General features: G+C 38.2%; 9 protein-coding genes. 5 read left to right on the top strand and 4 right to left on the bottom strand.

The window, feature by feature from the left end; translation table 11 throughout:
• Window positions 1-208 precede the first annotated feature (208 nt).
• From ung to dapA, 5 genes are all read left to right on the top strand, one after another.
• Window positions 209-889 (top strand): uracil-DNA glycosylase, encoded by a 681-nt coding sequence (ung, locus tag RHOW815_RS04445; RefSeq protein ID WP_215217137.1) that lies wholly within the window; start codon window positions 209-211, stop codon window positions 887-889.
• A gap of 3 nt (window positions 890-892) precedes the next feature.
• On the top strand, window positions 893-1,837 hold the full coding sequence (locus RHOW815_RS04440; protein WP_215217136.1) for a small ribosomal subunit Rsm22 family protein: 945 nt from the start codon (window positions 893-895) through the stop codon (window positions 1,835-1,837).
• 54 nt (window positions 1,838-1,891) lie between these two features.
• A complete protein-coding gene (locus RHOW815_RS04435) occupies window positions 1,892-3,289 on the top strand; it encodes an ATP-binding protein (RefSeq protein ID WP_215217135.1) in 1,398 nt (465 codons plus the stop codon).
• A gap of 171 nt (window positions 3,290-3,460) precedes the next feature.
• Window positions 3,461-4,693 (top strand): MFS transporter, encoded by a 1,233-nt coding sequence (locus tag RHOW815_RS04430; protein WP_215217134.1) that lies wholly within the window; start codon window positions 3,461-3,463, stop codon window positions 4,691-4,693.
• Window positions 4,687-5,583 carry a 4-hydroxy-tetrahydrodipicolinate synthase gene (gene dapA / locus RHOW815_RS04425; protein WP_215217133.1) on the top strand — a complete coding sequence of 299 codons (897 nt, stop codon included), beginning with the start codon at window positions 4,687-4,689 and terminating at the stop codon, window positions 5,581-5,583. Before RHOW815_RS04430 ends, dapA begins: the two co-directional genes overlap by 7 nt.
• On the opposite strand, the gene purB is transcribed toward dapA, so the two are convergent.
• From purB to thrS, 4 genes are read right to left on the bottom strand one after another with little or no spacing between them, the layout of a single operon-like run.
• Entirely contained in the window at window positions 5,551-6,975 is a 1,425-nt protein-coding gene (gene purB / locus RHOW815_RS04420; protein WP_245397526.1) for an adenylosuccinate lyase, read from the bottom strand. The two genes, dapA and purB, sit on opposite strands and share 33 nt — an antisense overlap.
• Window positions 6,968-7,717, bottom strand: a complete 750-nt coding sequence (locus RHOW815_RS04415) for a CT583 family protein (protein ID WP_215217131.1) — start codon at window positions 7,715-7,717, stop codon at window positions 6,968-6,970. The genes purB and RHOW815_RS04415 overlap by 8 nt, the downstream gene beginning before the upstream one ends.
• A gap of 15 nt (window positions 7,718-7,732) precedes the next feature.
• On the bottom strand, window positions 7,733-8,485 hold the full coding sequence (locus RHOW815_RS04410) for a ParA family protein (RefSeq protein ID WP_215217130.1): 753 nt from the start codon (window positions 8,483-8,485) through the stop codon (window positions 7,733-7,735).
• Complete coding sequence (thrS, locus tag RHOW815_RS04405; RefSeq protein WP_215217129.1) at window positions 8,478-10,403, bottom strand: threonine--tRNA ligase; 1,926 nt, start codon at window positions 10,401-10,403, stop codon at window positions 8,478-8,480. Before thrS ends, RHOW815_RS04410 begins: the two co-directional genes overlap by 8 nt.
• Window positions 10,404-10,525 lie beyond the last annotated feature (122 nt).

Genomic DNA, 10,525 nt, shown 5'->3' with positions numbered 1-10,525 from the left:
TATCGAAAAATATTGGGCCAATATGAAAACGAAAATCCGAGAACTTTTACCTACTGTAGCTAATTTATCCGAAGCCTTAGATCAAGCTGTTTTATCAATGTCGATTTAAATAACTATACAATTCCGTTGCCTTAAGATAAGACTATTTTTTTTGCTTTCTTTTCTTTTTTTGAGTAAAATCTATTCTTTTTCGCCATTGGGTGGTCTTATGGGTATGAAATTAGCAGCTAGTTGGCATGAAGTGTTAAAGGAAGAACTTGCTAAGCCTTATATTGCAGAGCTTAAAAGATTTTTAGCACAAGAAAAGGCTGAGAATAAAACTATCTACCCTCCTGAAGAAATGATATTCAATGCTTTTTTACACACCCCATTTGATAAGGTAAAAGTGGTAATCATGGGGCAAGATCCCTATCACGGGCCAGGACAGGCACATGGCTTGAGCTTTAGTGTTCCTTGTGGTATACCCCAACCCCCTTCTTTAAAAAATATATTTAAAGAGCAAAACCAAGATTTAAGTATCAACTTACCTAAAGAAGGTTGTTTATCTTCGTGGGCTAAACAGGGAGTGTTATTGCTCAACGCAACGCTTACTGTACGCGCGGGTGAACCAAAATCGCATTATGGACGTGGATGGGAAATCTTTACCGACGCGGTAATTGCTAAATTGGTGGAAAGAAAAGATCCTTTGGTATTTGTTCTTTGGGGAAAATCCGCCAAGGAAAAGATAGGTGCTGTTTTAGAAGAAAAAACAACCTCCCATGTTGTACTGACAGCTGCGCACCCTTCCCCTTATTCCGCTCAAGGGTTTTTTGGTTGTTGTCATTTTTCTCAAATCAATGAAGCTTTAAAAAAATGGGGTAAAGAACCTATCAATTGGCAATTAGCTTAAAAAATGTTATCTTTGCTAGAATCTAAAATTCAATCTTTAATCCAAGGAACTTCTCTAAAAAAATGGGCAAAACAGGCGCAGAGCTTAACTTCCACCTATCGTCAGAAAAAAGATCAAACAGAACCGCTTTCTTCAGATTCTCTTAGAATAGCTTATTTGTGTTCCCGTCTTCCGGCTACCTATGCTGCGATCTCTTATGTCTTCAAGGAGCTACAAAAACACTTTGATCTTTCTTTAGTTCGTTCTCTTCTGGACTGCGGGGCAGGTCCGGCAAGTGTTCTTTTAGCAGCCGAGTCTTTTTTTTCGCTACAACAAGCAACCCTTATAGAAAGAGACCCTGGTTTTATTAAACTAGGAAAGCTATTGTCTCATCCAACAGATGTAGAAGTTACCTGGATGTTGCAAGATATCACAAAGGGGATCCCTTCTTCTGCTAAAGATCTGGTTGTAGCCTCTTATTCTTTATGTGAGGTTGGCAAAGAGAATCAACTGCAAATAATAGAAACCCTCTGGAACAAAACAGAGCAGATTTTCATTTTGCTCGAACCTGGCACCTCTAAAGGGTTTCATTTTATCCGGAAAACAAGAGAGAGGTTGCTTGGCTTAGGGGCCTTTTTAGTAGCTCCTTGTCCGCATAGAGAAAACTGTCCTATAGCCAAAGGCGATTGGTGTCATTTTTCTGTGCGATTGCCTAGGTCTTCTGTCCACCGCCAGTTAAAAGAAGGATCTTTAAACTATGAGGATGAAAAATTCTCCTATCTGATCTTCTCTCGCACACCTGTTTCTACTAGCTTCTCTCGTGTGATTCGCTACCCTTTCAAAGGATCGGGATTTGTAAAGCTGAAACTCTGTACAGAATCAGGCCTTGTAGAAAAGACGATCAGTCGAAAGGATAAAGAGCTCTACTCTATTGCTAAAAAAACTGAGTGGGGAGATGAGTTGAAATAAAACTCGTTTTCTTATGGAATTTAACATAGAAAATTTTGACAGTTATGTTTTTCTATGTTAATTTCTATGTTAATTCATGGAGATCATCTTATGATGCTAGAACAGCTTCTGTCAAGAAATGAAGGAAAAACACTTGAGTTTAAAGAAAATAGCCAATCTTTGCAAAAAATTGTACAAACTGTAATTGCTTTTGCTAACACAGCTGGAGGTGTGTTACTTATTGGCATCAAGAATGAGACAAAAGAAGTGATTGGTTTGTCAGATATCTTGAAGGAAGAGGAAAAAATTGCTAATGCTATTGCTGACTCGGTTTCTCCTTTACTTATTCCAAATTTACAATTTTGCTCTTGGCGAGAACGTGATATTTTAATCGTCACTGTCCCCTATATCCCAGGTCTTTTTCACCTAAAATCTAAAGGAGAAGTTGAGGGAACGTTCATACGTCTTGGATCGACCAATCGTTTAGCGGATGCACATATTATTGCTGAGATACGTCGTTTAAAAGAACACACATCTTTTGATCAGCTTCCTGATTGCAGATTTTCTTTTGATGATTTTGATTTTGAGCTAGCTAAACAATTGTTTTTGACCGTAGGAAAAACATTTACGCAGGCAAAGGCTAAAGCTTTAGAATTATTTACTACCTATCAATCAGAAACCTATCCAACAAAAGGAGGCCTTTTACTTTTCGGAAAAAATCGAGATAGGATTTTCATTGATCCAATTGTTAGAATGGCTCGTTTTGAAGGAATTTTAAAAAATGCAGCTATTGATGAACAAGAAATTAAAAGCCCTCTTCCACAAGCATTGGAAGAGGTTCTTTCTTTTATCCGTCGCCACACTTCTATGAGTTTTTCCATAAAAGGAATTAGGCGTGAAGAAACGCCACAATACGCTCCCATGCTTCTTCGTGAAGCTATTATGAATGCTTTAATCCACGCTGACTATGCTAATCATCGTTCTCCCATTCAAATTGCTATTTTTGATGATCGATTAGAGGTTACTAATCCTGGATCTTTGCCATTTGGACTAAGTCTTGATAGCGCCCTTTCTGGAGTTTCTCAGCTTCGTAATAAAGTATTAGGAAGAACATTCCGAGAGCTAAAATTGACCGAACACTGGGGTTCTGGACTCAAAAGAATGCTAGATGTTTGTCAACATCAGCATATTCCTCTACCAAAATTTGAAGAGTTAGGCCATTTTTTTCGTTTGACACTCTATCCAAAGTCAATAAAGAACATTCCTTCTGCTTTTTGGCAAGAACCTATTTTTCATTACTTAAAAAAGCATGACAAAATCCATGCTAAGATGGCTCAAGAGATTTGGAAAGTTACACGCCGTACAACTACAACCCGCCTTAAGGAGATGTGCCAAGAGGGATCGCTTGTGGAAATATCAACAAGTTTCAAGGATCCTCAAAAATTTTTTGTTTTACCTAAACATGGAAAATAATATAGATCTCAAAATACCTCTGTCTATTCTACCGAAAAAGAATTTAGTCCAAATTGTCGTATTTCAAATCACTGATACGACAATTTGGGTTGATTTCTTTTGAAAAATGATAAATCTCGATTTTATGATTAAGCCTTGTTTTTCTATTCTTATTTTTAAAGGATATCTTTAATGCCGAAACAGATTCAAAAAATACTTTTTCCCTATGCGTTAGTCGTCTTATTTGCCTATATTGGCTTTTCTTTGCCTCTTCCGATCTTGCCTAAGATGTTTTTAGATTCTCAAACTTCGATTGCACCGCATCTTTCTTACCAGATAAGAATGGTTCTATTAGGAACTGTTATGGCTGCTTTTCCTTTGGGGCAGTTTTTGGGGTCTCCTGTTTTAGGATCTCTTTCTGATCGACACGGAAGAAAAAAAGTCGTTCTTTTTTCTTTGATGGGAACTACGATTGGATATTTAATGATTGCTTTTTCTCTATACCATTATTCAATTACTGGAATGGTAATTGGTTTGATTGTATGTGGTTTTTGCGAAGGAAATGTGACAATAGCTCAATCCGTGATTGCTGATGTGACAGGATTGGATGAGCACAAGCATCGAAAACCTGTGTATTTCGGTTGGTTGAATATTTGTATTTCTCTAGGATTTATCATTGGTCCTTTGATGGGAGGAGTATTGGCAGATTCAAACCTGGTTCCTTGGTTTACCTTTGCCACTCCTTTTTGGATAGCTGCATTGATGACTTTAACGGGAATTTTAGTGATTGCTTGGTATGCAAAAGAAACATTGCAGCTACGCAGAGTAGAGAAAATCGTTATTTTTCCTTCTTTGTTTGGAAAACTCAAAGCGCCTAAAATTAGGCTGTTTTATTTATGTAATTTGTTACTGGCTATAGGATATTTTTCCTTTTTTCGCTTCTTGCCTGTCTTCTTAGAAAGGCAGTTTCATTTTTCTCCAGCTGTTTTGTCTTATGAAATGGTTTACACTTCTTTCTCTTTGATGTTAGGTGTGCTTTTTTTGATTCCTTGGCTTTCTCGTCGTTTGAAACCTATTCAAGTGCTTTGTCTATTTTCCTTTCTGTTGTCCCTAAGTTTTGTAGCTGTTGTTTTACCAACAAATGTATATGTTTTGCTTCTTACTATCCCTTTAGTGGGCTTATGTTTAGGAGTTGTCATTACACACGGTTCGTTATTGATTTCTAATGCAGCGGAAAGCCATATACAAGGACAGGCTTTGGGGGTATTGACCTCTGTACAAACCCTGGCAGAAATTATAACCGGAATCTTTGGAAGTATTCTAGCAGTGGGTATTTTTACTATGCCGATTTATATCGGTGCTGCAATGGTATTTTTGTGTGGAATCTTATTATGGTTGCAAATGAAAAGAGAGGCGAAATGTTAACAGGATCTATCGTTGCTTTAATCACTCCGTTTACACAAGAGGGAGCTATTGATTATTTAGCGCTGGACACTTTAATCGAATGGCATATTGCACAAGGCTCTCAAGGGATTGTTCTATGTGGTTCTACAGGAGAGGGTACAAGTTTATCCTTGCAAGAGAAGTTACACATTTTCAAGCAGGGGGTTCAAATTGCAAATGGACGTATTCCTATCATTGCAGGGACAGGCACTAGCAGCACGTCTACTACAGTTGAGCTTACTCAAGCAGCAAAAGATATCGGTGTTCATGCTTGTCTTGTGATTGTACCTTACTATACCAAGCCCAGTGTTCAAGGGTGTATTGCCCATTATAAAGAGGTGTGTTCTGTAAACATTCCCATTTTTGTTTATCATCATCCAGGAAGAACAGGCATTAAGCTTCCTATGGAGGCCTTAGTAGAGATTGCAAAAGATCCTTATGTATGCGGAATTAAAGAGAGTACAGCGGATATTGAGTATGTGGTTAGACTTTCCCAAGAGATAAAGAAGCCTCTTTTTTGCGGTGATGATCATTTGGTAGTTCCTTTGATGGCATTAAAATTTAAAGGATGTATCTCTGTAATAGCAAACCTCATTCCTAAACAGTGGCAGCAATTGCTTTGTATGCTATCCGATCAAAACTTTGAAGAAGCTGGAAAGCTGTATGAAAAATATCACTCTTTATGCGCGAGTTTATTTCTCGAGAGCAATCCGCAATGTGTAAAATATGCTCTCTATCAAATGGGTTATTGCCTCTCCCTCTTACGCCTTCCTTTAATGCAACCGAGTAGGGACGTAAAAGAGAGAATTAGAGAGGAAATGCAAGCATTGGGTTTAAGCTCAAATCTCGATCTTAGCGGAGTAAGTAGCTAGATTGTGATATTTAGCCAAAATAAGCTTTACCTCGGTTAAGAATTCTTGTGTTTGCTCTTTGGCGCAGCCTACTAAATGTTTTGCTGCAGTCATTTTTTTGAGTTCATCTAAAGAGAGACCTATTTCTGGATCGCTAGCAATTTTATGTAAAAGATCACAGGTTTTGCCTTCTTCTTTGATTTCGCGGCTAGCTAAAAGACTGTGTCCTCTTAATCGCTCGTGCATTTTTTGGCGATCTTTTCCCCGTTTGGCCAACTGCATTAAAATATGCTCTGTTGCTAAAAAAGGCATTTCTTCTGCTAAATGTTTTTCAATCATTTTAGGATAGATCACCAAATCAGAAGTGATAAAACATAAAAGATCTAAGATAGCGTCAGCGCATAAAAAAGCCTCTGGGACACACAAACGCCTATTTGCAGAATCATCTAAGCTACGCTCTAACCATTGTGTAGCTGCTGTATAAAGAGGATTTTCGTTTAAAGAAAATAAGAAACGGGAAAGCCCACAAATACGCTCGCTGCGCATGGGATTTCGTTTATAGGGCATTGCGGATGAGCCTACTTGAGTGGAAGAAAAAGGTTCTTCTATTTCCTTAAGATGTGCTAACAAGCGCAAATCGGTTGCAAACTTATGAGCAGAAACAGCTATTTGACTTAAAAAAGTGATGATCGAAATATCTTGCTTACGAGGATATGTTTGAGAAGAGATGAGAAGCAGATGATGAAAGCCTAGTTCTTTGGCAACTAATTGATCTAAGGCTTGTACTTTTTCTCTGCTTCCCAGCAGGTTTAAAAAAGAGGCTTGTGTCCCTGTGGCTCCTTTAGCTCCTAAAAAACGAAGTTCTTTAATCACAGAGCCGCATTGTTCTAAATCAAACTTCAAATCTTGTAGCCAAAGACAGGCTCTTTTTCCCACAGTTGTGGGTTGAGCTGGCTGAAAATGCGTATAGCTTAAACAAACAAGACCCACGTGCTTTTCAGCAAAAACACACAACTGACGAATGACTTGAATCAATTTTTTTTCTAATAATTGTAGTGCTTTTCTCATGAGAATCAGATCGGCATTATCAGTAACAAAACAAGAAGTAGCTCCTAGGTGGATAATAGGGCCAGCTTTAGGACATTGATCTGCAAAGGTGTAAATGTGTGCCATGACATCATGGCCGAATTTTTTTTCATAAATAGCTGCTTTTGCGAAGTTGATCGAATGAGAGGCCTCTTGCATCTCTTCTATCTGCTCTTGTGAAATAGTAAGCCCTAGTTGTTTTTGCGCTTTGGCAAGAGCGATCCATAGCTGTCTCCACGTGGCATATCTGGAATGGGGAGAGAAAATAGCAGACATTTCTGCACTGGCATAGCGAGAAGCTAATAGGGAAGTATAATGATCAGTCATGAAGAGATTCAACCGAGGTTTTAAGTTCTTTGAGCAAGCTAAAGAGTTGCTGTTTTTGTTTATCTGTAGGATAAAAAGTAGAGGTTTTTATTTTAGCTAGGGTTTTTCTTAAATTTAAGATAGTAATATTTGCTACATCTTGGGCTCTTTTATCTTTAATTGATAAAGGGAAGGTGATGCGGATGAGCTCTAATAATTCTTGTTTAGATTGCCCTTGATAGGTTTTTATAATGTGCTGTTTTTGCGCAAGAGGTCCTTGGCGACTGGCTAAGCTATAAGCCGCTTGACGTGGGATAAGATCTAATTGAGCTTGCAGGGCAGCAGGAATGGCACTGTGTAGCTCATAATACTGCAGAAAATTATAAGGGGTTTGTCTATTTCCATAGGTGCAAATGAGCCAAGCGCTAAAAGCTCCTTCTTGATAACTGGTTAAAATCTGCTGTGCTTTTTGTATTCTCTCTCCATGCAAAATGATGGCTTGGCTATTGATCGCTTTTACTTCTGCTGTAAGAGCGGATAGGTATTCTAGATCTGGGATGACTTCTTGGTTTTTATTTTTGTATTGATCGAGAATGTTTTTTAACGTTTGTTTTTCCGTTTCATTAAGAACAGTTACGCGAAACACCCCAGCAAAGCTGGAGAGATTTCCACTAGAGGATAATTCCACTAAATTAGTCATTTTCGAAAGCTTCTCAGAAGCTGTTTTTAAACGCTGCGAGAGAAGAGTATTTATTTTGGCCATGGATGTCCAGCTGTTTTACATACGGGTTAAGAGCTCTTTAGTGAGCGAAATATAATCTTCAGAAGCTCTGCTTTTAGGAGCTATTTCAAAGAGAGGTTTACCAAAGATGGAAGCTTCTGAAACGCTGATATCGCGACGCACTTTTGTCTGCAGCATTTTTCCAGGAAAAGTGCTTTCTATGATTTCTAAAAAAGCTTGATTGCTTTTTCCACGAGGATTCCAAAAGGAAAGAGCTACACCTAAGACCTGTAGTGAGTGACGATCTGCAATACTTTGCATAAATTCAGATAAACGCTGTAATCCTTTGATGCTATAGAATTCAGGTGCTACGCAAACAAGGGAATAATCCGCTGCGATCAAAGCCGATTCTGTTAGCCAACATAAAGAAGGAGGGGTATCTATAATAATGGTATCGTATTGCAAAAGATTTAAAATTTGTTTAAGACGCTCATGGGAATAACGATCAGCTGCCAGAGCTCCTCTTACTTCAACTCTTTCTAGATAGGTATCGGCGGGGATTAGGTCAAGATTAGCAATTCCACTAGGCAGAATTACTTCATGGATGTTTTTTGTTCCTTGCAGAACAGAGGCAATGCTATCTTGAGCGTCAGGATCGTAACCCATTCCTGCTGTTAAATTCGCTTGTGCATCAAAATCGATCAAGAGCACTTTCTGTTGATGAAATTTAGCAAGAGCTGCTCCCAAATGCAAGGAGGTAGATGTTTTAGCTGTCCCTCCTTTAAAACTACTAACTGCAATTCTAGGCATTCACTTCCTCTGCAAAATAAGATGTTAAAGAGTAATCACTCCTCTCTTGCTCAATCTTATGCAAAAAAACATTCAACGCAAGCTCTCCATGCACAACATTATCGCGAGTGCGCAAATTAATCGATTGATTCTCTAGTTCTTTATCGCCTAAAATCAGAATATAATTGTATTGCATGAGTTGTGCATTTCTCACTTTTTTATTCACTGATTCATGAGAAGCATCTACATCGCTTTGAAATCCTGTCTGTTTAATGACCGAACACACTTCATTGGCATAAGGTTCATGTCTATCTGCTATAGGTATAATTCTTAATTGGGAAGGGCTTAGCCATAGAGGGAATTTACCTACAAAATGTTCGATCAAAATTCCCATAAAGCGCTCAACTGAGCCAAACAAGGCGCGATGGATCATAATCGGGCGTTTCAATTGACCATCTTTATCCATATATTCCAATTCAAACTTCTCAGGCAAAGCCATATCGAGTTGAATGGTTCCACATTGCCAGCTGCGAGATAGCGCATCTGTAATGTGGATATCAATTTTAGGACCATAAAAAGCTCCATCTGCCTCATTGATCCGATAAGGTTTTCCCCAAGTATCAAGGGCTTCTTTTAATCCGTTTGTTGCAATTTCCCAATCTTCATCAGAGCCAATGCTATTCTCTGGTTTAGTGGAAAGTTCTAAACGATAAGATAAGCCGAATTTGCTATAGGTTTCTTCAATCAGTGCAATCACACTCAAAATTTCTTGTTTAATATCAGACTTTTGCATGAAAAGATGCGCATCATCTTGATGAAAACTGCGTACACGAAATAGTCCACTTAATGCTCCTGATGCTTCGTGTCTGTGTACGTGACCTAGTTCTGAAATGCGCAAAGGAAGTTCTCTGTAGCTATGAGATTTAGATTTATAATAGAGCATACAGCCAGGGCAGTTCATAGGCTTAATCGCAAAATGACGCTCTTCAATGGAAAAAGTGTACATATTTTCACGATAATGTTCCCAGTGACCAGAGGTTTCCCAAAGTTCTTGGCTCATAATTTGAGGGGTTTTAATCTCTTCGTAACCAGCTTTTTTATGCATGATCTTCCAAAGGTGGATTAATTGATTCCAAACGATCATTCCTTTGGGATGAATAAAAGGCATACCAGGTGCTTCTTCTCTAATGGAAAATAAATCAAGCTTGGGACCTAAAATTTTGTGATCTCGTTTTTTAGCTTCTTCCAGAAAGGTTATATATTCTTTGAGCATTTTTCGATCGGGAAAGGAAATCGCATAAATTCGAGTCAACATTTCGCGTTTAGAATCTCCGCGCCAGTAAGCTCCTGCTGTTTTTAAAATTTTAAAAGCTTTAATTTTGCCTAGATTAGGTAAATGAGGCCCCCTGCAAAGATCAAAAAACTCTGCTTGCTCATAAGCGGTAATGATTCCCTCTTCTGAAAATCCTTCTATGAGTTCCCCTTTGTAAGGATTATTTTTAAAAACTAAAAGAGCTTCTTTTTTATCAGCTAGCACATGTCTTATAGGTTCATGATTTTCGCTGATGATTTTATAAACCTCTTTCTCTATGTTTTCGAAATCGGTATCAGATATTTTTAAGTTCGCAAAATCGTAGTAAAATCCTTGTTCAATAGGAGGACCGATTGTTGGTTTTGCCTCTGGAAATAATCGCAAAACCGCTTGAGCTAGAACATGTGCAGAGGTATGCCAAAAAATTTCTTTTCCTTCTTTGCTAGCAAAGTCGATCAAACTTAATTGATCCCCCTCATGTAAAATACTAGAGAGATCGCAGATAGCTCCATTGAGTTTAACAGCTAGGGATTGCTCTGGGGCTACTTTGTGCAATTTTTCTGCTACATCTTTTGCGCTGCTACCCGGTGGCATCTCATATTCTTTTTTATCGATACAGACTAACATAAGTAATAAACCTTGATTTTTGGATTTTTTGAATTGGCCCTTTCAACCTTGAAGTGCACAAAAAAGAACATATAAATACTTGAAAAAACATCTATTGTGCACCCGAGCATAGCATGTTTGTA

Source organism: Candidatus Rhabdochlamydia sp. W815 (genome assembly GCF_018642185.1).
Taxonomy (GTDB): Bacteria; Chlamydiota; Chlamydiia; order Chlamydiales; family Rhabdochlamydiaceae; genus Rhabdochlamydia; species Rhabdochlamydia oedothoracis.
This window is presented reverse-complemented; position numbering and strand designations above follow the sequence as displayed.

Bases quoted from the DNA above. Each gene is read 5' to 3' on its own strand.
- ung (WP_215217137.1), top strand. From the start codon at position 209: ATGGGTATGAAATTAGCAGCTAGTTGGCATGAAGTGTTAAAGGAAGAA.
- purB (WP_245397526.1), bottom strand. From the start codon at position 6,975: ATGACTGATCATTATACTTCCCTATTAGCTTCTCGCTATGCCAGTGCA.
- RHOW815_RS04440 (WP_215217136.1), top strand. From the start codon at position 893: ATGTTATCTTTGCTAGAATCTAAAATTCAATCTTTAATCCAAGGAACT.
- RHOW815_RS04410 (WP_215217130.1), bottom strand. From the start codon at position 8,485: ATGCCTAGAATTGCAGTTAGTAGTTTTAAAGGAGGGACAGCTAAAACA.
- RHOW815_RS04435 (WP_215217135.1), top strand. From the start codon at position 1,892: ATGTTAATTTCTATGTTAATTCATGGAGATCATCTTATGATGCTAGAA.
- RHOW815_RS04430 (WP_215217134.1), top strand. From the start codon at position 3,461: ATGCCGAAACAGATTCAAAAAATACTTTTTCCCTATGCGTTAGTCGTC.
- dapA (WP_215217133.1), top strand. From the start codon at position 4,687: ATGTTAACAGGATCTATCGTTGCTTTAATCACTCCGTTTACACAAGAG.
- thrS (WP_215217129.1), bottom strand. From the start codon at position 10,403: ATGTTAGTCTGTATCGATAAAAAAGAATATGAGATGCCACCGGGTAGC.
- RHOW815_RS04415 (WP_215217131.1), bottom strand. From the start codon at position 7,717: ATGGCCAAAATAAATACTCTTCTCTCGCAGCGTTTAAAAACAGCTTCT.